18 protein-coding genes and 1 pseudogene are annotated in these 20,443 nt (G+C 71.7%); 6 read left to right on the top strand and 13 right to left on the bottom strand.

Going from position 1 to position 20,443, the window contains the following annotated elements:
• Positions 1-223 precede the first annotated feature (223 nt).
• Complete coding sequence (gene hemC, locus AC07FA_RS14900; protein WP_479075712.1) at positions 224-1,156, top strand: hydroxymethylbilane synthase; 933 nt, start codon at positions 224-226, stop codon at positions 1,154-1,156.
• 38 nt (positions 1,157-1,194) lie between these two features.
• On the opposite strand, the gene AC07FA_RS14905 is transcribed toward hemC, so the two are convergent.
• Complete coding sequence (locus tag AC07FA_RS14905; protein ID WP_479075714.1) at positions 1,195-2,130, bottom strand: AurF N-oxygenase family protein; 936 nt, start codon at positions 2,128-2,130, stop codon at positions 1,195-1,197.
• Between the two features lie 183 nt (positions 2,131-2,313).
• On the opposite strand from AC07FA_RS14905, the gene AC07FA_RS14910 reads away from it, so the two are divergent.
• From AC07FA_RS14910 to AC07FA_RS14920, 3 genes and pseudogenes are all read left to right on the top strand, one after another.
• Entirely contained in the window at positions 2,314-3,420 is a 1,107-nt protein-coding gene (locus AC07FA_RS14910) for a ferritin-like domain-containing protein (protein ID WP_479075715.1), read from the top strand.
• Between the two features lie 119 nt (positions 3,421-3,539).
• Positions 3,540-3,798 (top strand): annotated as a pseudogene (locus AC07FA_RS14915) (ADP-ribosylglycohydrolase family protein); the annotation flags it as partial.
• 55 nt (positions 3,799-3,853) lie between these two features.
• Complete coding sequence (locus AC07FA_RS14920) at positions 3,854-4,708, top strand: hypothetical protein (protein WP_479075717.1); 855 nt, start codon at positions 3,854-3,856, stop codon at positions 4,706-4,708.
• On the opposite strand, the gene AC07FA_RS14925 is transcribed toward AC07FA_RS14920, so the two are convergent.
• The 9 genes from AC07FA_RS14925 to ligD form a co-directional block, all read right to left on the bottom strand.
• Complete coding sequence (locus AC07FA_RS14925) at positions 4,709-5,221, bottom strand: DUF3291 domain-containing protein (RefSeq protein ID WP_479075719.1); 513 nt, start codon at positions 5,219-5,221, stop codon at positions 4,709-4,711.
• Positions 5,209-6,312 carry an amidase family protein gene (locus AC07FA_RS14930; RefSeq protein WP_479075721.1) on the bottom strand — a complete coding sequence of 368 codons (1,104 nt, stop codon included), beginning with the start codon at positions 6,310-6,312 and terminating at the stop codon, positions 5,209-5,211. The genes AC07FA_RS14925 and AC07FA_RS14930 overlap by 13 nt, the downstream gene beginning before the upstream one ends.
• Positions 6,313-6,352: 40 nt before the next feature.
• A complete protein-coding gene (locus AC07FA_RS14935) occupies positions 6,353-7,810 on the bottom strand; it encodes a peptidoglycan D,D-transpeptidase FtsI family protein (protein ID WP_479075722.1) in 1,458 nt (485 codons plus the stop codon).
• Positions 7,807-9,186 (bottom strand): FtsW/RodA/SpoVE family cell cycle protein, encoded by a 1,380-nt coding sequence (locus AC07FA_RS14940; RefSeq protein ID WP_479075723.1) that lies wholly within the window; start codon positions 9,184-9,186, stop codon positions 7,807-7,809. The genes AC07FA_RS14935 and AC07FA_RS14940 overlap by 4 nt, the downstream gene beginning before the upstream one ends.
• Positions 9,187-9,268: 82 nt before the next feature.
• Entirely contained in the window at positions 9,269-10,618 is a 1,350-nt protein-coding gene (locus AC07FA_RS14945; protein WP_479075725.1) for an ATP-binding protein, read from the bottom strand.
• Positions 10,615-11,295 (bottom strand): hypothetical protein, encoded by a 681-nt coding sequence (locus AC07FA_RS14950; protein WP_479075727.1) that lies wholly within the window; start codon positions 11,293-11,295, stop codon positions 10,615-10,617. Before AC07FA_RS14950 ends, AC07FA_RS14945 begins: the two co-directional genes overlap by 4 nt.
• 138 nt (positions 11,296-11,433) lie before the next feature.
• The gene (locus tag AC07FA_RS14955; RefSeq protein ID WP_479075728.1) at positions 11,434-11,757 is read right to left on the bottom strand and encodes a zinc ribbon domain-containing protein; all 324 of its coding nucleotides are present in this window, start codon (positions 11,755-11,757) and stop codon (positions 11,434-11,436) included.
• Positions 11,754-13,877: a HEAT repeat domain-containing protein gene (locus tag AC07FA_RS14960; RefSeq protein ID WP_479075730.1), complete on the bottom strand. Its 2,124-nt coding sequence runs from the start codon at positions 13,875-13,877 to the stop codon at positions 11,754-11,756. Before AC07FA_RS14960 ends, AC07FA_RS14955 begins: the two co-directional genes overlap by 4 nt.
• Before the next feature lie 171 nt (positions 13,878-14,048).
• The gene (gene ligD / locus AC07FA_RS14965) at positions 14,049-14,945 is read right to left on the bottom strand and encodes a non-homologous end-joining DNA ligase (RefSeq protein ID WP_479075731.1); all 897 of its coding nucleotides are present in this window, start codon (positions 14,943-14,945) and stop codon (positions 14,049-14,051) included.
• 61 nt (positions 14,946-15,006) lie between these two features.
• Here ligD and ku point away from each other — a divergent pair, with 61 nt between their 5' ends.
• Positions 15,007-16,116 (top strand): non-homologous end joining protein Ku, encoded by a 1,110-nt coding sequence (gene ku, locus AC07FA_RS14970; protein ID WP_479075732.1) that lies wholly within the window; start codon positions 15,007-15,009, stop codon positions 16,114-16,116.
• A 59-nt stretch (positions 16,117-16,175) separates the two neighbouring features.
• Here the strand turns inward: ku and AC07FA_RS14975 are convergent, their stop codons facing one another.
• A complete protein-coding gene (locus tag AC07FA_RS14975) occupies positions 16,176-17,834 on the bottom strand; it encodes a hypothetical protein (protein WP_479075733.1) in 1,659 nt (552 codons plus the stop codon).
• Positions 17,835-18,138: 304 nt separating this feature from the next.
• Here AC07FA_RS14975 and AC07FA_RS14980 point away from each other — a divergent pair, with 304 nt between their 5' ends.
• Positions 18,139-19,413 carry a serine hydroxymethyltransferase gene (locus tag AC07FA_RS14980; protein WP_479075735.1) on the top strand — a complete coding sequence of 425 codons (1,275 nt, stop codon included), beginning with the start codon at positions 18,139-18,141 and terminating at the stop codon, positions 19,411-19,413.
• 200 nt (positions 19,414-19,613) lie between these two features.
• Here AC07FA_RS14980 and AC07FA_RS14985 read toward each other — a convergent pair whose 3' ends face one another.
• Positions 19,614-20,099: a PIN domain-containing protein gene (locus tag AC07FA_RS14985; RefSeq protein WP_479075736.1), complete on the bottom strand. Its 486-nt coding sequence runs from the start codon at positions 20,097-20,099 to the stop codon at positions 19,614-19,616.
• Entirely contained in the window at positions 20,089-20,358 is a 270-nt protein-coding gene (locus AC07FA_RS14990; protein WP_189273361.1) for a type II toxin-antitoxin system Phd/YefM family antitoxin, read from the bottom strand. Before AC07FA_RS14990 ends, AC07FA_RS14985 begins: the two co-directional genes overlap by 11 nt.
• Between the last annotated feature and the right edge of the window lie 85 nt (positions 20,359-20,443).

Consider the following 20,443-nt stretch of genomic DNA (forward strand, 5'->3'; position numbering starts at 1 on the left):
TCGGGTGACCGTGCCGTGGAGGGCGGGCTGCGGGGCGTGCTCCGGTGCGCCCGTCCTTGCCGACGGCCTGTCGGTATCCACGCGGGCCCCGAGCGCCCCTCTCCCGGACCTCGACGACCTCGTCGGACAACTGCCCGATCGCACCAACGTGCTTGGGGGCGCCACGACATGGGCATCATCACTGGCCGCCGAATCTCGTATCCGACGGTCTATCGTGGGCGATATGGCCGCTGATCTCATTCGTATCGTGTCCCGCGACTCGCCCATGGCGCTCGCCCAGGTGGAGCGCGTCCGCGCGGAACTGGCCGCGCTCCACCCCGGCATCCGCACCGAGGTCGTCGCCGTGAAGACGACCGGTGACAAGTGGATGGGCGACCTCAGCGCGGTCGAGGGCAAGGGCGCGTTCACCAAGGAGGTCGACCAGGCGCTGCTGGCCGGGGAGGCCGACCTCGCGGTCCACTGTGTGAAGGACGTCCCCGCCGACCGGCCGCTGCCCGCCGGAACGACCTTCGCCGCGTTCCTCAGGCGCGACGACATCCGGGATGCCCTCATCCACCCCGGTGGCCTGCACCTCGACCAGCTTCCGGCCGGGACCCGGATCGGCACCTCGTCCGTGCGGCGCATCGCCCAGCTCGCCGCCTCGCATCCGCACATCGAGTGCGTGCCGATGCGCGGCAACGCCAACCGGCGCCTGGAGAAACTCGCCGCGGGTGAGGCCGACGCGCTGCTCCTGGCCGTCGCCGGTCTGGAACGCATCGGCCGCACCGACGTGATCGCCGAGGTCCTGTCTCCCGAGGTCATGTGTCCGCCGATCGGGGCCGGAGTGCTGGCCCTCCAGTGCCGGGAGGACGACACCGCGCTCATCGACCTCGTGAGCCCGCTCGGTGACCCCGACACGCACCGCGCGACGACGGCCGAGCGCATGTTCCTCCACGTCCTGCAAGGGCACTGCAACAGCCCCATCGCCGGGTACGCCCAGGTCGAGGGGAACGGTGAAGTCTCCCTGCGGGCCAAGGTGTTCACCCCCGACGGGAAGACGGTCCTCAACGCGCACGAGTGGGCCGGCCGCCTCGACCCCGCCACCCTCGGCACCTCGGTCGCCGTCGCGCTGCTGCGCCAGGGCGCGCGAGAGCTGATCGACGGCATCGCGCACTGAGCGAGCGCCGCGGGCCTCTCGTCCGGCCCGCGGCGCGCTCAGGCCAGCAGGCCCGAGCGCTTCCAGAGCCTGCGTCCCACACCGTTCAGTACGCCGATGTCGTCGAAGAAGTCCGTCAGCCGCTTGGCGCCCGACTGCATGACCTCGGCGCGGTGTCCGCTCGCCTTCACCTGGGCGACGGCCTCCCGCCGGTCCAGGCCGACGTGCTCGTAGACCTCCGGGTTGACGAAGCAGACGGAGAAGACGCGCGCCGCCTCCCCGCAGCTGACCCGGGTCAGCTCACGCTCCCAGCGCGGTGCGGTCACCATCTGGCGGCGCAGCTCCTCGCGGGCGTACCGGACGTGCCGTGCCTCCTCCACCACGTGGATGCGGGTCACGCCGCGCACCAGGGTCTGTACGCGCTCGTCCGGGAAGGTCAGGCGCTGCATCCAGTCGAGGATCTCCTCGCCGAGGAGGGTCGCGGCGAACGAGCCGGGGGTGGTGGAGACGGTCTTCAGGATGCGCGCCAGGTTGTGATAGACGCGCGGCACGGGGTAGTTGGGGGCGCCGCCCCAGGTGATCATGCGGCCGAACATCAGGGAGTGCCGGCACTCGTCCGCGATCTCGGTGAGGGCGTAGCGGACGTGGTTGCTGGTCACCGGCTTGTCGTAGATGTGCCGGACGAGCAGCTGGATCAGGATGATCTCGAACCAGATGCCGAGCGAGGCGAGCGAGGCGGCCTCGTGCCGGGCCAGGTCCATCCGCTGTTCCTCCGACATCCTCCGCCAGAGCGGGGTGTCGTAGAGGGAGATCAGCTCGGGCGGCCAGAACCACTTGCCCTCCTCGACGGCCGAGGCCCAGTCGAGTTCGGTGTCGGGGTCGAAGGAGTGCTTCGCCGAGGATTCGAGAAGGCGCTCGGCGATCTGCTCGCGGTCCCGCAGGGGCCCGAGTGCGTCACGGAGGAACTGCACATCGCGTTCGGTCGCTGTCGGCATGGCTGAGGGCACCTCGCACGTGGGTTACCGGCGGTCACCTCTTATGAGACTGCTTGTCAGCAAGCTCGTCAATCCCTTGCGCACGACTTGTTGACCCGGCGTCTATCACCGTGTGAACCTGCCAACGAGCGCCACAGCCACGAGACTTGGCGATGCGACCCGTGCAAGGCGAAGGAGCCGTCCGTGTCGACACATGACCTGTACACCACCGCACCCGACGAGCCGACCTGGCAGGTGCCGGCCTCCGGAGCCGCCCGTTTCAGCTGGGACTACGACGACGGCCGGGAGCGCCTGCTCGCCCTCTACCAGAAGGGCAAGGACAAGCAGTGGGACGGCAACAAGCGCATCGACTGGAGCCTGGAGGTCGACCCCGCCGACCCGCTCGGCACCCCGGACGAGGCCCTCACGCTCTACGGCACCCCGCACTGGGCGAAGATGACCGAGCGCGACCGCGGCGAGCTGCGCAAGCACTACACCTCCTGGCAGTTCAGCCAGTTCCTGCACGGTGAGCAGGGAGCGATGGTCTGCGCGGCGCGCATCGTGGAATCGGTGCCCGACCTGGACGCCAAGTTCTACTCCGCGACCCAGACCATGGACGAGGCCCGGCACGCGGAGATATACGGGCGGTTCCTGCACGAGAAGGTCGGGATGCTCTACCCGATCAACGACAGCCTCCAGGGACTGCTGGGCGACACCCTGCGCGACTCCCGCTGGGACATGCCCTACCTCGGCATGCAGGTCCTCATCGAAGGGCTGGCCCTCGCCGCCTTCGGGATGATCCGCGACACGACGACCAAGCCGCTGCCCAAGCAGATCCTCGCGTACGTCATGCAGGACGAGGCCCGGCACGTGGCCTTCGGGCGGATGGCGCTGCGCGACTACTACACGCAGCTGAGCGACGCCGAACTGCGCGAGCGCGAGGAGTTCGTCATCGAGGGCTGCTACCTGATGCGCGACCGGCTCAGCGGTGTCGAGGTGCTGGAGAACTTCGGCATCGGCAAGCAGGAAGCCAAGGACCTCTCCGAGCACTCGGAGTACCTCCAGCTCTTCCGCAAGCTCCTGTTCAGCCGCATCGTCCCGTGCGTCAAGGACATCGGACTGTGGGGCGAACGGCTCCAGAAGGCGTACGTGGACATGGGCGTGTTCGAACTCGGCGACTCGAACCTGGACCTGCTCATGGCCCAGGACGAGGAGATCGCCGAGCAACTGGACCGCGACCGCTTCGAGGCCGAGGAGCAGACACGGGTGGCGGAGGTCGCGGAGGCGATCACGCAGGGGCGGGCGGGCTGAGCGGTCCCGAATCCGCTGGACCACCCGGCTGCCGGGGCGGGACGATGGCCTCATGACGCCTCATTCAGCAGCCGGCCCGGCGGCGGCGGCCGCCGCCCGCCGCAGCCTCGAAGGGCTGGCGTCTGCCGCTCGCCACCGAGCCCTGGAAGGCCGCGGATCTGCTCGGCAACGGGCAGCGCATCCGCGCCGACGACACGGTCCCCTTCGCCCTGTGGGCCGCCGGCGCTCTGGGCGACGGCGGAGGGGTTCGGCGACGTCGACACGACGTGTGCCATCACCGGCGGGGTCGTGGCCGCGGCCACCGGGACCGGTGGGGTGCCGGACGCGTGGACGCGGCGCAGGGAGCCGCTCGGGCGTTCCGGTTTCCTCTCGACCTGATACCGAAACGGTCCTCGTCGAAATCGTGTTCGTGCCTGTCACGTAGCTTGAGCGCATGACCATGCCGCCTCAGCCGCCCCAGGGCCCGTACGGGCCGTCCCAGCCTCCGCAGAATCCGTACGGCCAGCAGCCCCCCGGACCGCCCCAACAGCCCTACGGCTACCCGCAGCAGCCCCAGGGCCAGCAGGGTGCGTGGGGGCAGCCGGGGATACCCGGGCAGCCCGGGGCGCAGCCGGGCATGCAGCCCGGGATGGGCGGGTGGCCGCCGCAGCCGCCGCCGCGCAAGAAGCGCACCGGGCTGATCGTCGGCATCGTGGCCGGTTCGCTGGTGGTCGCCGGTGGCATCGCCTTCGGCGTCGCCCAGCTCGTCGACGAGGGGGCGGACGCCGCGTTCCCCGAGGCCGAGTACCGGCTCGTGGTGCCCAAGAAGGTGCTGGACGAGGAGTTCACCCTCGCCCAGGACATGTCCGAGACCGAGGGCAAGAAGATCGAGAACACCCCGGACGCCAGCATCCGGGAGGGGAAGGCCGTCGTCGCGCAGTACACCGCGGACACGACCAGCGCCCTCGTCCTCTCCGGCATGCACGGGCGCCTGGCCGCCCCCAGCTTCATGCGCGGCAAGATCATGGAGGGGGCGGCGGAGGCGGAGGGCTCGAAGGTCGTCGTGCCCGCCAAGGAGTTCAAGCCCAAGGGCTACGACATCACGATCGAGTGCCAGGTCGTGGAGTCCAAGGAGGGCGGCATGACGAGCAACATTCCCATGTGCGCCTGGGGCGACCCCAACACGGCGGCCATGGTCGCCGTGGTCAGGCCGGAGACCGTGCTGAAGGACGCCAAGTCCATCGACCTGGCCAAGGTCGCCGAGGAGACGGCGAAGGTCCGCTCCGAGATCCGCAAGCCGATCGGCTGATCAGCCCAGAGCGGCTTCGGTAGCGGCGGCGGTGGAAGCCGGTGCCGGGAAGCGCGTCCGCAGCGTGAACGCCCGCTCGGTGGGGCCGTGTTCACGCAGGTGGAGCAGGCGCTTCTCGGCATCCGCCACCGAGGGGCGGTCACCCGCCGGCACCCACCACAGGGCCGTCATCGACTCCTCCACCTTCTCGAACCACTCGCGGCGCCGGGCCATCAGTTCGCGGTGCCGCCCCGCGTACATGAACGCGGTCAGCGCCTCCGCGTCCCGCCACACGGACATGTTCACGATCAGCCAGTCGTCCCCGAAGACGGCCATGTCCGTGGCGTTGCCGGATTCGGCCTGGAGGCGCCAGACGAAGCCCTCGGCCGCGTCCGCCACGGCGTTCACCGGGTCGAGCCCGTCCATGAAGTCCTTGAGCTCCGGGGAGTCCAGCGGGAACCGCAGCCGGGAGATGTTCACCTGGGCCAGCTCGTGGCCGGGCTGTTCCGAATCGAGCGTGTCTATGGTGTCCATGGCGGCACAGTAGGCAGCGCTTCCTCGACCGCGCGGGCCATTCCGAGCAGCGAGACGTCCGCCCCGCGCCCCGCCACCAGGTGCAGCCCGACCGGGCAGCCGTCCGAGGTGAACCCGGCGGGCACACTGGCCGCCGGGTGCCCGCTGAGGTTGAACGCCCAGGTCGACGCGGTCGAGTAGACCTCGCCCGGGCCCTCGTGCCCGTGCGGCCGGTTCGGGGTGGCCGGGGTGAGCAGCAGCGGCGTACGGGCGAAGAAGGCATCGAGCCTGCGGTCGTTCTCCGCGCGCACGGCCAGGGCGGCGGGCGAGGGCGCCAGGCCGCGTACCTCCAGCCACGCCTGTCCGGGGTCGAGCAGCTCGCAACCGCCGGGACCGAGACGTATGACACCGGAGGCCGCCAGCCGCTCCACCGCGCCCCGGACCACCGCAGCGACCTCCGGGTCCACCCGCGCGTACCCGAGATCCTCGCTGTAGAGAGCGGGCACCGGCAGCCGCGCCGCCCATGGCTCGTACCCGTCCAGAACATGGCGCAGATACGTCTCCGCCCGCGCCGCCGAGCGGGCCAGCACCCCGGCCGCCGCGAGCCCGGAACGGTCCGGGGAGGGGAGCAGCCCGTTCGTCGTCTTCAGCCCGAACACCCCGCACCACGCCGCCGGGATGCGGACGGAACCCGCTCCGTCGCTGCCGGTCGCCAGCTCCACCAGGCCCGCCGCCACGGCCACGGCCGAGCCCGCCGAGGAACCGCCGGGGGTCCGGTCCGCGCGCCAGGGGTTGACCGTACGGCCGTGCGCGCCCAGCCCCCAGGTCTGCCAGACCGTACCGGGGCCGGGCACCGACGTGGACCCGACCGGCACCGCGCCGGCCGCGATCAGCCGCCGGGCCGCGAAGGAGCGGATGCCGGACCGCCCCTTCACCGCGAACGGCAGCCCCGCCAGCGGAAGCCGGGCGGCGGCGGGCGCCCGGGCGAGCGCCTCCTCGTGCCACACCTCGATGAACGCGCCGAGCTCCGGATCGAGCCGGTCGATCCGGTCCAGGGCCGCCGCCACCGCCGCCACCGCCTGATCGGCCCGCCCTGTCCGTTCCTCGCTCATCCCGCCAGTCTTCCGCAAGGCCCCGTGGAGCGCCCGGGGTTCAGCCGTCGAGGGCCGCCCGCATCACAGCGCGGGCGATCGGTGCCGCGCTGCCGCCGCCGCTGATGTCGGCCCGGTTCGCGGAGGCGTCCTCGACGACCACGGCGACCGCGACGGCCGGCCGGCCCGAGCTCTTCTCCTGGGCCCAGGAGATGAACCAGGCGTACGGCGTACCGGAGTTGTCGATGCCGTGCTGGGCGGTGCCGGTCTTGCCGCCGACGGTCACCCCGTCGATCGCGGCGCTCGTCCCCGTACCGTTCTCCACCACGTCGATCATCATCCGTTGCAGCCGCATCGCCGTCGTGGGGTTCATCGCCTGGTGGTACGAGCGTGAGCCCTGCTGCTGGACCGGGTCCCCGTCATGGGTGGTCGTCCGGTCCACCAGGTGCGGATATCTGAGGTCGCCGCCGTTCGCCACCGCCGAGGCGACCATCGCCATCTGGAGCGGGGTCGCCGTGGTGTCGAACTGCCCGATCGACGACAGGGCCAGCTGGTCGTCGCTCATCTCCGTGTCGAAGTTGCTCTTCGCCACGCCCGAGGGGATCTTCAGCCCGGAGTCGTTGAAGCCGAACTTCCCCACCGCTTCCAGCATCCCGTCGAGTCCGACCTCCACCCCCAGGTGCGCCATCACGGTGTTGCAGGAGACCCGGATCGCCTCGGACAGCGACGCCTTCCCGCAGCCGCTCGCCTCGTTGGGCAGGACGGTGGAGGTGCCGGGCAGCACATAGGGGGACGGGGTGTCCGTCGCTTCGTCAGGATCGCTCACCACGCCCGAGTCCAGTGCCGCGGCCGCCGTCACGATCTTGAAGGTGGAGCCCGGCGGATAGGTCTGGCGGATGGCCCGGTTGAGCATCGGCTGACTCTTGGACGTGGTGAGCCGGGCCCACACGTCGGTGACGGCCGAGCCCGTACCGGAGAGCCGCTCGGGGTCGTACGAGGGTGTGGAGACCAGGGCCAGGATCTTGCCGGTGGACGGCTCGACGGCGGCCACCGCGCCCCGCCGCCCGCCGAGACCGTCGTACGCCGCGCGCTGCATCGAGTCCTTGATGGTGGTGACGACGTTCCCGCCGGGCTGCCGGCCGCGGGTGATGTCGTTCCACAGGGGGAGCGGGGCGAGCAGCGAGTCGGTGCCGGACAGGATGTCGTCCTCGGCGTTCTCGATGAGGGTGGTGCCGTAGGTCTGTGAGGCGTACCCCGTCACCGGCGCGTACAGCGGGCCGTGCTTGTAGGTGCGTTCGTACGCCAGTTGCTCGCCGGTGTCCTTGGAGCCGGTGACGGCCTCCTCGCCCACGAGGATGTTCCCGCGCGCCTGGTCGTAACGGTCGATCGTGGAGCGGCGGTTGGCGGAGTTGTCGTCCAGTTCGTCGGCCTCGAAGAGCTGGATGCGGGCCGCGTTCACCAGCAGGGCCACGAGCAGCAGCAGACAGAAGGCGGCGGCGCGCCGGATGTAGCGGATCACAGCTCGTCCTCCATGACCGGTGCGACGACCCCGGTCTCCGCCTGGTCGGGGTGCGGGGTGCGGGCCACGTCGCTGACCCGGATCAGCAGGGCGACGATGATCCAGTTGGTGACGACGGACGAACCGCCCTGGGCCAGGAAGGGCATGGCCATCCCGGTCAGCGGGATCAGCCCCATCACGCCGCCCGCGATCACGAAGGCCTGGAGGGCGAGGATCGAGGCGAGGCCGATCGAGAGCAGCCGTCCGAACGGGTCGCGCAGCGCGAGGCCCGCGCGGTATCCGCGGGCCACCAGCAGCGCGTACAGCAGGAAGACGGCGGTCAGCCCGGCCAGGCCGAGTTCCTCGCCGGCCGTCGCCAGGATGAAGTCGGACTTGGCCGCGAAGCCGATGAGGATCGAGTGTCCGAGGCCGAGGCCGGTCCCGAGCATCCCGCCCGCGGCGAACGCGAACAGCGACTGGGCCAGCTGGCTCGGCCCCTGCCCCGCGTCGATCGAGGCGAACGGGTCGAGCCAGTCCTCCACCCGGCTGTGCACATGGGGTTCGAACGAGCCGACGACGAAGGCGCCGACGGCGGCGAGCACCATGCCGACGGCGATCCAGCCGGTACGGCCGGTCGCCACGTACAGCATGATCACGAAGAGGCCGAAGAAGAGGAGCGAGGTGCCCAGGTCGCGTTCGAGGACCAGGACGCCGACGCTGAGCAGCCAGATCGCCACGATGGGCCCCAGCACCCGGCCGGTGGGGAGCTGGAGCTTCCACAGCTTGCGGCCGGTGTAGGCGAGGGCGTTGCGGTTGGCGGCGAGATACGCGGCGAAGAAGACCGCGAGGAGGATCTTGGCGAACTCGCCGGGCTGGAAGGAGAATCCGCCGACCCTGATCCAGATCTTGGCGCCGTTCACCGCGGGGAAGAAGATCGGCACGATCATCAGGACGAGTGCCGCGGCGACCGACAGATAGGCGTACCGCTGGAGCACCCGGTGGTCGCGCAGCAGGACGACGACGGCGATGAAGAGCGCGACGCCGAGGGTGGACCAGATCAGCTGGGTGGGCGCGGCCTGGTCGTCGGGGGTCTCCAGATCGAGCCGGTAGATCAGCACCAGGCCGAGACCGTTGAGCAGGACGGCGATGGGGAGCAGCAGCGGATCGGCGTACGGCGCGCGGAAGCGGACGGCGAGATGGGCGACGAGGGCCAGCAGGCCGAGCCCGGCGCCGTAGCCGGCGACATCGGGCGGTACGGCGCCGTTCTTCGCGAGCCCGACGGCGGCGTAGCCGTAGACGGAGATGAGGACGGCTCCGACGAGGAGGCAGAGCTCCATCCCGCGCCGCTTGGGCAGGCGTAGCTCGGGCGGGGGAGCGTCCGCCCTCGTTGCGGTCATGCCACGCAACGTAGCAAGAGGTGGGCCTTATTTCCCTTATGTCATAGCGCGCCTGTCCCGGGGGACGGTCGGGACAGGCGCGCTACGCGGTCTCATCCGGATCGTTCTCGCGTGCGGCGGACGGGGGCGCCGTGGCGGCCCCGGTGCCGTCCGCGGTCCCCGGCCCGTCGTCGAGCACCACGTACTCCGGGAGGGTGAGCCGGGCCTCCGCGCCGCCTTCCGGAGGGTTGCGGAAGACCAGCGAGGCGCCGATGACCTCGGACTGCCCGACGGCGATGGTCAGCCCGAGGCCGTGCCCCTTGCCGCCGCCCTCCGTGCGGAAGCGCTGCGGCCCGCCGGTCACCAGGTACTCCGGGAAACCGGGACCGTGATCGCGTACGGTCACCACCGCCCCGTCGACCGTCAGGGTCACCGGGGGCCGTCCGTGCTTGTGCGCGTTGGCGACCAGATTCCCGAGCACCCGCTCCAGCCGGCGCCTGTCGGTCTCCACCCGCACGGGTCCCGCGCTCACGTCCCGGACCGCGGTCGCCGTGCCGGACGTCCGCACCACGCGCTCCGCGACCGGCACCGGATCGTGCACGGCGAGGTCGACGTGTTCCGTGCGGGCGTCGAGGCGGGAGATCTCCAGCAGATCCTCCGTCAGGGCCCGCATCGTACGGACCCGTTCCCGTACCAGCTCGGACGGCCGTCCGGCCGGCAGCAGCTCGGCGGCGGCCGACAGTCCCGTCAGCGGGGTCCGCAGCTCGTGGGCCACGTCGGCGGTGAACCGCTGCTCGGTCTGGAGCTTGCGCTGGAGCGTGGACGCCATGGCGTCCAGTGCGCCGGCGACGATCGCCACCTCGTCACGGGTGCGCGCGGGGCCCGCCGCGCGGGGGTCCGCGACCCGGGCGTCCAGATCGCCCGCGCTGATCCGCCGCGCCACCCGTGCGGTCTGGTGGAGGCGCCGGGTGACCCGGGTGACGGCGAACGCGCCCACCAGGAGCGTCGCGCCGGTGGCCAGCAGGGAGGAGCCGATGATCGCCCGGTCGAGGCCGTTGAGGGTGCGGGCGTTCTGGCTGTGGTCGATCCGGGTCGCCAGCGCGCGGCCGTCGGCCGGGCCCGCCGCCCACATGGCGGGGCGGCCGGCGTCCTCGGCGACGCGTGTGCCCCGTTCCCCGTCGGCGGCGAGCGCGCGCAACGACTCCGGGAGGCCCGGCGGATCGACCCCGGAGCCCGGGGGCAGCGCCTCGCCCGCCTCGTACGCCCGCGTGACCTCGTCCAGCCGGGACAGGGCCTTCTCGCGGGCCTGTCCCACGATCTGGCCGCTCACGGTGGTGTGCACCAGGAAGCCGAGCAGCGCGGCGAGCGTGCAGCACATCAGGGTGAGGAAGGCGGCGGACTTGGCGGTGAGGGTCGCCGTCCAGGCGGGTGCGCGCGGTCTGCGGCGTCTCATGGCGGCGCCGTCCTCGGCGGTGACGGCCTGCGCAGGATCTCGTCCCGGGTGGGCAGCATCGCGCGCTGCCGCTCGTCCCACGACCAGGACGTGCGGTACTCGTACCCGGTGATCGCCGACGGGGCGCGCACGATCAGGTCGCGGCCCGCGATCTCCACGCTGATCACCGCGTCGGACATGGACATGATGCGGGTCAGCCCGCCCCCGTCCCGCATGTACACGCCTACGGAGAGCTGGCGGCCCGGCATCCGGACGGCGAGCACCAGCTCGTCCTCGCCGTCGGCGGTCAGATCGCGGAAGTACGGCTCCAGGACGGGGCACGCACCGGGCTCGGTGCGGCACTCCTCGATCCGCCGGACCGTCTGCGCCGGAAGCTCGTCGGTGCCGCTGGACCGGTCCGGCCGGGCCTTCAGGCCGGCCTGCACCACGGCCACGGGGTCCAGCCGGCGCACGTCCCCGCCCGGCACCCTGATGCCGGGGATGCGGGCGGTCTCGCCCTCCCCGTAGTCGTACGGAGCGGTGGAGGCCGCGGGCAGCCGAGGCCACAACCGGGCGGGACCGATGGCGGCCGGGGTCGCCCCCGCACTCCGCAGGCCGCCGCTGTCGTCGCATCCCGTCACGAGCGTGACCCCGGCGACGACGGCGGAGGCCACCGTCAGGGCGCGGTACGGGCGCACGCTGTGCCTCTTCTCTCCGGCCGGTCCGGGCACTGCGGACGGACCCCGGGAGAGGCGGCCCGCCGCCCGTCGACCATAAGCGGAAGAGAGCTTCCCGTGCCCGATTCATGGGGGTACGGGTGAAGGGGCGGCGGTGGATCAGCGCTGGTACGGGTTCTGGCCCGAGCCGGGAGGCGCGTACCCCGGCTGCTGCTGCGCCTGGCCGAACGGATTGCCGTCCTGACCCGCGGCGTGCTGCGCGAGCAGTTGCTCGGCCTGCTCCTTGGGTATCTGCTGCTCCCCGCCGCAGAACGTGCACTGCGTCGCGAACTTCGTGGAGAACGGGAAGAGCGGCACGAAGAACAGCGTGAACTTCGTGACCCTCTTGCGCAGCGTGTGCGCGGCGGGATTGCCGCACCAGCCGCACACCATCGTCAGGATGGCCAACTGGTACAGATACCCCCGTGTACCGAAAATGATCATGGCGTGGTTCCCTTCCCCGTGTTCCCCGGCAGCGTCCGCCGGCACAGTGCCAGCAGCTGTTCGTCCTCATATGTGTCGTGGCTGCCGTACCCGCCGTCCATCGCGTTGTGACGGCGTACGGAGGCGAGCTCGGCGCTCAGCACATGTGCTGCTTCCGACCCTGCACCAGCAGCCCCCATCCGCGCCAGGCATTCCGCGACCCGGACTCTGACGTGACGGTTCTTCTCCCACGCCGCAAGGAGTACGGGCACCACATCGCCGGCCCGGCCCGTCACCTCCCAGAGAGCGATCGCCGCGTCCACCCGCAGCCACAGCTCCTCGTGGCGCAGCAGCGCGCGCAGCTTCGGGGCGGCCGCCGCGGCCCGCTCACCGAGCCTGCCCAGCGCGCTCGCCGCCGCCCGCCGGTCGTGGACCTGCTCCGCCCACAGACCCTCGATCAGGACCGGCAGCACGGTGTCGGCGTCCCCGGCCACCGCCCACAGCGCCTCGGCCGCCTCCGTCGCCGCCGCGGTCCCCGGGCGGCGGAGCAGCGCCCGCAGGTCAGGGACGGCACTCCGCGCGGCCGGCCCGAACGAGCCGAGCGCCCGCAGCGCCGCCGTACGCAGCCACTCGCCGCGGTACTCCGGCGCACCCCGCAGCACCCGCAGCACCTCCGGCGCGGCCTCGCCCGCCCGCAGCGCCGTCAGCCCGCCGAGCAGCGGACTCGCCCGGTCGTACGCGCTCTCGTCGAGACGGACCTCGGCGAGCCTGCGCCGCAGCGCTCCGGCGAGCGGGCCTGCCGCCGCGCCGAGGTGCCCGATGGCGAAGCCCACGTCGTGCGGGATCTCCGGCCGCTCCAGGGCCGCCGCCAGTGCGGGCACCACCCGGGCGTCACCCAGCCGGGCCAGCGCCTTCACGGTGGAGCCGAGCCCCGGCGGTCCGCTCGCCCACTGCTTCACCCAGGCCTCCGGATCCGCCGCCATCCGCTCGGCCAGCGCGTCCGCTGCGGGCGCCGCCAGGCCGAACAGCTCCTCCAGTACGTGGGAGGCGGCATCGGCCAGCCGTGTCTCCGGATCGGCGAGCTGGGCGCCGATCAGGGAGACCAGCTCCTCGTACGATCCGCGCCAGGCCCTGATCAGCCCGCTGCTCATCCGTACGGCATCGACGCGCTGCCACCGGTCCGGGCTGCGCAGCTGGTCGGTCAGCAGAGCCGTCCGCTCGGCGACCCGGTCGTCCAGGCCGACGTGCAGCGTCCGCAGCAGGTCGGCCGACCAGGGCGCGCTGCGCCCCGCCGACTCCTCGGCGGACAGGGCCCGCAACTGGCCCACCAGCGTCGGTGTGCCGGTAAGCGGCGCCGGGTCACCGCCCGGGGCCGGCGGTCCGGTCTCCGCGGGCGGCTCCTGTACCGGCGGGACGGACCGCAGCTCCCGCATCAGCCCGGCGACGACCGCCACGACATCGCGCGGCAGGGAGCCGGGGGAGCAGCGCGCCAGCTGGGCGAGTGCCGCGAGCCGCAGACCCGGCCCGTACTCCTTCGACGACAGCCGGCTCAGCCACTCCGCGGCCCGGCCGGCGAGCGGACGATGGCGCAGCGCGACCCGTCCGGCCGCCTCGACCAGGGCCATCCTCACCTCGTCGTCGGGCTCCACCGGCAGCCGCTCCCGCAACAGGTCGAGCACCCGCACAGGGTGGCTGTGCAGGGTGGCGAGCGCCAGCGGGGCGGCGAGCCGCACCCCCGGGTCCTCGTCGGCGATCAGCTCGAAGAAGACTCCGGCACTCGCGGTGACGGCCGCTGCGGCCATCGCGTAGTTGGCGGCGCCCTCGATCTCCTCCTCGTCGATCTCGGCCTCGTCGTCCTCGTCCAGATCGATGCCACCGATGCTCGTCAGCAGCTCGACGATGCAGCCCCGGTCCGGTATTCCGGGGTCCACGACCAGCTCGAAGAGGAAGGGGATGCAGGCGAGTGTGCACCCGTACACATCGCCCTGGTGGTGGACGGCCCCGTACATGCCGTCGAGGGCGCTCTCACGTTCCGCCGGGTCGGCGGACGCGAGGCCGCGCAGCAGCCCCGGCACATCGTCGGCCGGCCCGTAGGCATGCTCCATCGAAGCCCACTCGACCTCGTCGATCCCCGCGAACACGCCATCCCCTCCCCGCGAACGCCCCTGCACCCGACGGCAGACACCGCGGTCTCAAGCAGCGCCTGGGCAGAGTGTGCACCACGCTCCCGGCAATCCACCCTCCACTTGTGGCCTTTCCTGGGAGAGTCACAGGGTCGTAATCAGGGCGTTTCAGAGACGCCGGGGCAAGGGTCAGACGGCACCCGGCAGCGGACGGGCCAGATCCGCGTCGAACAGGGGGCCGAGCAGATCCCCGTACTGTTCCAGCCGCGCGGCCATGTCGCCGGCCAGGAAGACCAGGTCGCCGGGTGCCCGGCAGCCCTCGATCTCGTCCCAGGTCACGGGCGCGGACACGGTCGGTTCGGTGCGGGCCCGCAGGGTGTAGGGGGTGGCGGTCGTCTTGGCGGCGGCGTTCTGGCTGAAGTCGACGAAGACCTTTCCCGGGCGCAGCGCCCGGGTCATGCGGTGCACGACCAGCTCGGGCAGCGCGTTCTGCGCCTCGACGGCCAGCCCTTTGGCGTAGGCCGACACCCGCTCGGAGGGCGTCGGCTCCAGGGGGACCAGGAGGTGTAGCCCCTTGGACCCGGACGTCTTGCCGTAGGCGCTCAGCCCGTCCGCCGCGAGGCGTTCCCGCAGCCAGAGCCCCACCGCGCAGCACTCCACGATGCTCGCCGGCTCCCCGGGGTCCAGGTCGAGGACCAGCCGGTCGGCGATCCGCGGAGCCGTGGCCCGCCACTGCGGGGTGTGGAACTCCACCACCAGGTTGGCCGCCCACACCAGGGAGGCCAGGCCCTGTACGAGGACCTGGCGCGCGTTCTGCCCCTCATGGCGCTGGACCTCGGCCGTCCGCACCCAGTCGGGCGTACCGGGCGGCGGATTCTTGGTGAAGAACCGCTGCCCCTCGGGGCCGTCCGGATAGCGCAGGAAGGACACGGGCCGGTCGTCCAGATGCGCGAGCAACGGCTCCGCCGCCGTGGCCGCGTAGTAGTGCAGCACCTCGCCCTTGGTGGTCCCGGTGGCCGGATACAGCACCTTGTCGAGATTGCTGAGCGCCAGCCGCCGCCCCTCCACCTCCGTGATCGGCGTCATACGATAAGAATCACACGAAACCTGATCCAAATGATTGTTATGGACACAAAAGGGGTGAACCGTGAGGTCCATCTGGAACGGCGCCATCTCCTTCGGGCTGGTCAGTATTCCGATCAAGCTGGTCAACGCCACCGAGAACCATTCGATCTCCTTCCGGCAGGTCCATCTCGCCGACGGTGGCCGGATCAGATACCGCAAGGTGTGCGAACTCGACGAGCAGGAAGTGACGGCCGCGGACATCGGCAAGGCGTACGAGGACGCCGACGGCTCGATGATCCCGATCACCGACGACGACCTGGCCGCGCTCCCGCTGCCGACCGCCAAGACGATCGAGATCGTCGCCTTCGTGCCCGCCTCCGAGATCGACCCGCTCCAGATGGACGCGGCCTACTACCTCTCCGCGAACGGCGTCCCGGCGGCCAAGCCGTACACCCTGCTGCGCGAGGCCCTCAAGCGGAGCCAGAAGGTCGCCGTCGCGAAGTTCGCCCTGCGCGGCCGTGAACGGCTCGGCATGCTGCGCGTGGTCGACGACGTGATCGCCATGCACGGCCTGCTGTGGCCCGACGAGATCCGCGCCCCCGAAGGTGTCGCACCCGAGGCCGACGTCACGGTGCGCGATGCCGAACTCGACCTGGCGGACGCCCTGATGGACACCCTCGGCGAGGTCGATATGGACACGCTTCACGACGACTACCGCGAGGCGGTGGAGGAACTCATCGCCGCCAAGGCGTCCGGCGAGACGATGGAGGCTCCGGCGTCCGGGGGCGGCGGAGGGGGCGGCAAGGTCATCGACCTGATCGCCGCGCTGGAGAACAGCGTCCGGGAGGCGAAGAAGTCCCGCGGCGAGGACGAGGGTGCCGAGGGGGAGGACGGTGAGCGGGAGGCGGACGTCCACCCGATCAAGGGCCGCAAGACCGCGCAGAAGACCACGCACAGGACCCCGACGGGCAAGACGGTGACGCGCTCCGGCGACGGCACGGCGAAGAAGTCCACCCCCAAGTCGTCCGGCGCGAAGAAGTCCACGGCGGCGCCCAGGAAGACGGCCGCGAAGAAGACGGCCGCCCGCAAGACCGCTTCCGGATCGAAGTCGTCCACGGCCGCCAAGAAGTCCTCGTCCAGCGGTGGCGGCACGGCGAAGAAGACCACCCCGAGGAAGCGCGCCTCCGCCTGAGACGGCGCTCCCGCGACGGGCGCCCGGCCACCCGGGCGCCCGCGACGGGGGGCGCCCGGTCAGCCGGCCGACGCCGGTCCGGCCGGGTCCGGCAGGGAGGGCAGGTCGAGCCCCGGGTAGGGATCGCTCTCCGTCGTGACGTACGTGCAACTCGTGTACGTGTAACCGGGCTGGACGCTCGAACCCGACGCGTAGCTGTCCACGTCCGCCGACGCGCCCGTGCCGTGCTTGTACAGGAAGTGGTAGTCACCCGCCGGGAGCCGGAGGGTCGCCTTCGGGTACTTCTTACCGCTCGCCCGGCAGGCCTGTTCCGGTCCGGCCGACGCGCTGTAGCGCTCGCAACTGCCGCAGCCCTTCAGTTCGACGGAGCCGGAGACCGGGCCGGTGTAGAGGATCTCCACCGCGTTCGGAGCGTCGTTGCTGATGACGAGCTCCATCCGGGGCCCGCCCGGCTTCTTCCGGGGCGGCAGCCGTTTGCCCGCCGACGGCCGGTCCTCGGCTATCTCCGCCGCGATGGCGATGTCCCGGGCGTGCTGTCCGCGCCCGTCCTTCCTGTACGTGTCGGCGAAACCGGTCAGGGTCTTCCGTGCCTCGCTGAACTTCTTGTGCCTGAACTCGTCCACGCCACAGGCGTAGACACCGTCCTTGACGCCGTCGTCGGCCTTCGCGCTCAGCGCGGACACGGCCTCGTCGGGCATCGCGGCCGCCGTGGCACCGATACGCCGCAGCACCTCGGTGGCCATGCACGGTTCGTCCCCGCGCACCGCCTCGACCTGCTCCTCGATCTTCCCCGCGACGGCCGGTCCGACCTTCTTGGCCGGTGCGGAACCGGGCAGCGTACGCAGGAGGTCACCCAGCTCGCCGCCGTCCGAAGCGGCGCTCGCGTCGCTTCCGTCGCCGAGCTTGGACACACCGCATCCGTACAGCGACTCGGCGAGCGGCCCGTCGGGCCACGTGGCCAGGGTGCCCAGCAGCTTCGCGTCGACCGAGTCGGACACGGTCCGCAGATGGGTCAGCGGGTCGATAGCCTCGCAGTGGTTCTTGGTCCGGTACGGGGCCGAGACCGCCTCGTAGTACGCCTTCAGCCGTGACGGCACCAGCTTCCCGGCCCGCGACCCGGCATGCTCCTCGCCGAGCTCGCGATAGACGGCGAGCGCGGAGCGGTACTCCAGCCGGCCCCGGGCGAACGGCCGCTCCGACGCGGCGGCGACGGCCCGGTCCCCCTTCTCCAGCCGGTCGAGCAGCATCTGCTCGACGGCCTCGTCCCGCTCGGAGCCGTACACCGCGACGCCGCCCGCCGGGACCCCCAGCAGCACCACGCCGAGCACGGCCGCCACCAGCGGCCGCCACGAGCCGCCCACGGCCGAGCGCCGGGCGGTCCACGCCCCGTCGACGGCGGCGAGCACGAGCACGACGAGGAAAATGACGACGATCCCCGCAGGCACCCCGTCGGCCTCGGCCGGCAGCGCGGCCAGCAGCAGCCCGCCGGTCGCCGCCCAGCACAGGGCCGCCCTGTACCAGCGCCCCATCACGGCGTAACCGAGCCCCAGGCCCGTGAGGTTGAGCAGAGCGACGGCCACCGAACGCAGCACCGCACCCGGCGGCGGCGGCCCGATCGACGGCGGACCGGCCGGAGGCGGCGGGGGCGCGGGTGGCCCGCCCGGCGACTGCCACGGCTCCCGCTCCGGCCCGACGTGCTGACGATCTCCAGCAGACATACGGTCCCCCAACCGTCGAATCAGCCCAAGTCCCGCCGAATCTGCCCACTTTTTTCACGGTCCATGCCCCGTATCGGCACACCATGACGGCGTTGCACGTCCTGGATGTCCGTGCCGCCGCTGCCCCCGACCAGTAGAGTGCGCAGGGCCGCGACTGGCGCGTACCCCGGCTGGGGTCCTGTGTGGAATCGACCACGAGGGAGCGGCACACCCCGGGCGTGCCCGGGAGCGTCACCGCCGGAGAGCCGTCCGCCTGGGCATCCGGGTCCATGCCGCAGCGATGCGACCGACCCGGGAGGACCCCATGACCGCACCCGACACCCGCCACCCCGCCCTCGCTTCCGCGGACCAGGAGATCGCCGCCCTGGTGACCGCCGAGGAGCAGCTCCAGGCGGACACCCTGCGCCTGATCCCCAGCGAGAACTACGTCTCCGCCGCGGTGCTGGAGGCATCCGGCACGGTGCTCCAGAACAAGTACTCCGAGGGCTACGCGGGCAAGCGCTACTACGAGGGCCAGCAGAACATCGACCAGGTGGAGACGCTCGCCGTCGAACGGGCCAAGGCGCTGTTCCGCATGGACCACGCCAACGTGCAGCCGTACTCCGGCTCCCCGGCCAACCTCGCCGTCTACCTGGCGTTCCTGAAGCCCGGCGACACCGTGCTCGGCATGTCCCTCCCGATGGGTGGCCACCTGACCCACGGCTGGGGAGTCTCCGCCACCGGCACCTGGTTCCGCGGCGTGCAGTACGGCGTACGCCGCGACACGGGCCGCGTCGACCTCGACGAGGTACGCGACCTGGCCCTCGCCGAGCGCCCCAAGGTGATCTTCTGCGGCGGCACGGCCGTCCCCCGGGTGATCGACTTCGCCGGCTTCGCCGAGATCGCCCGGGAGACCGGAGCCGTTCTCGTCGCCGACGTCGCCCACATCGCCGGCCTGATCGCCGGTGGCGCGCATCCCTCGCCCGCCCCGTACGCGGACGTGGTGTCCACCACCACCCACAAGACGCTGCGCGGCCCGCGCGGCGCGATGCTGCTGTCCCGGGCGGAGCACGCCCGCGCCATCGACCGCGCGGTGTTCCCGGGGCTCCAGGGCGGCCCGCACAACCAGACCACGGCCGCGATCGCGGTCGCCCTGAAGGAAGCGGCCGGCGCCGACTTCAGCGGCTACGCCCACCAGGTGGTCGCCAACGCCCGCGCTCTGGGCGAGGAGTTGGCGGCGCGCGGGTTCGACCTGGTCTCGGGCGGCACGGACAACCACCTCCTGCTGATCGACCTCACGGCCAGGACCGTCCCCGGCAAGATCGCGGCCAAGGCCCTGGACCGCGCGGGCATCGTGGTGAACTACAACACCGTCCCGTACGACACCCGCAAGCCCTTCGACCCGTCCGGCATCCGCATCGGCACCCCGGCCCTCACCTCGCGCGGCATCCCCGCCTCCGAGATGGGCGCCGTCGCACACTGGATCGACCTGGCGGTCGAGGCGGCCCGCACGGGCGACGAGACCACGATCACGAAGATCCGCGCCGAGGTGAAGACCCTGATGGACGCCTACCCGGCGCCGGGACTGCCGGTGACCTGACCGGCCGACGGCGCGACTGCCTCAGCGCTCCGGGCGCAGCACCGTGAAGCGGACGGATTCGCGGAGCGCCGAGGCGGCACCGTCGGGATCGGCCATCCTGAGGGAGACAGGAGGTGTCGCGCCGAGGAGCACCTCGCGTGCCGCCCGGGACAGAGCGTGTGAGGCGGTGCGGGACAGATTGAGTCCGCCCCACCACCGCCCTATCGGTCGTGAAGCACGGTGGGGTGCGTGACGGGCACGACCGTGAGGAGGTCGTCCAGTCCCTTGAAGTCGTCCGGGTTCGTGGTGAAGAGCGGAAGCTCCTCGGCGACGGCGACCGCCGCGATCATCAGGTCCGCGATGCGACGTCGTGGTTTGCGGCCCACACTGATCACGGCGGCGCACACCCTGCCGTAGGCACGGGCGGCCTCCACCCCGAAGGGGATGGGGTCGAACTCGTTCTCGGCCCGTTGGAGCACATCGAGCCTTCTGGCGCGCTCGGCGTGTTCGTCGTAGTCGGACTGCTCCTCGTTACGGCGGACCTCGTGGGGCCCGGCAGAGAGCTCACCGAGAGTGATGGCACTGATCGCCATCTCGGCGGGCAGCTCGGCGGGGTCCAGCCACTTGCGCAGGATCATGATGTTGGTGTCGAGCAGCCCTTGCCGGTACGCGACGGGCGGCGCCGCAGCGGCTTCCTCAGCGGGCATAGGGATCGTCCGTTCCCTGCTCGGCCGTACGGTCCTGATCGGCGCGGAAGGCGTCCAGGGAGATGTCGGGAGCGGTACGCGACATGCCGGCGAACTCCTCGCGGGGTACGAACCTGCGGCGCCGCCGCAACGGAATCAGCTCACCGATCTGGTGCCCGTCCCGGGTGACGGTGAACGACTGACCACCCTGGACGGCGTCCATGATCTCTTTGGACCGGTTGCGGAGATCACGCTGGGTGATCTCGGGCTGTGCGCTCATGGGTCCAAGGTACGCGGGGCGAGTCGCGGTGTGCTACCGGGTGCTACGGGGGATGGGGCGATCGTTGCGTGCGAGAATTCGACTG

Source organism: Streptomyces sp. NPDC045968 (assembly GCF_056430475.1).

Bases quoted from the DNA above. Each gene is read 5' to 3' on its own strand.
- hemC (WP_479075712.1), top strand. From the start codon at position 224: ATGGCCGCTGATCTCATTCGTATCGTGTCCCGCGACTCGCCCATGGCG.
- AC07FA_RS14905 (WP_479075714.1), bottom strand. From the start codon at position 2,130: ATGCCGACAGCGACCGAACGCGATGTGCAGTTCCTCCGTGACGCACTC.
- AC07FA_RS14920 (WP_479075717.1), top strand. From the start codon at position 3,854: ATGACCATGCCGCCTCAGCCGCCCCAGGGCCCGTACGGGCCGTCCCAG.
- AC07FA_RS14925 (WP_479075719.1), bottom strand. From the start codon at position 5,221: ATGGACACCATAGACACGCTCGATTCGGAACAGCCCGGCCACGAGCTG.
- AC07FA_RS14930 (WP_479075721.1), bottom strand. From the start codon at position 6,312: ATGAGCGAGGAACGGACAGGGCGGGCCGATCAGGCGGTGGCGGCGGTG.
- AC07FA_RS14940 (WP_479075723.1), bottom strand. From the start codon at position 9,186: ATGACCGCAACGAGGGCGGACGCTCCCCCGCCCGAGCTACGCCTGCCC.
- AC07FA_RS14945 (WP_479075725.1), bottom strand. From the start codon at position 10,618: ATGAGACGCCGCAGACCGCGCGCACCCGCCTGGACGGCGACCCTCACC.
- AC07FA_RS14955 (WP_479075728.1), bottom strand. From the start codon at position 11,757: ATGATCATTTTCGGTACACGGGGGTATCTGTACCAGTTGGCCATCCTG.
- ligD (WP_479075731.1), bottom strand. From the start codon at position 14,945: ATGACGCCGATCACGGAGGTGGAGGGGCGGCGGCTGGCGCTCAGCAAT.
- AC07FA_RS14975 (WP_479075733.1), bottom strand. From the start codon at position 17,834: ATGTCTGCTGGAGATCGTCAGCACGTCGGGCCGGAGCGGGAGCCGTGG.
- AC07FA_RS14980 (WP_479075735.1), top strand. From the start codon at position 18,139: ATGACCGCACCCGACACCCGCCACCCCGCCCTCGCTTCCGCGGACCAG.
- AC07FA_RS14985 (WP_479075736.1), bottom strand. From the start codon at position 20,099: ATGCCCGCTGAGGAAGCCGCTGCGGCGCCGCCCGTCGCGTACCGGCAA.
- AC07FA_RS14990 (WP_189273361.1), bottom strand. From the start codon at position 20,358: ATGAGCGCACAGCCCGAGATCACCCAGCGTGATCTCCGCAACCGGTCC.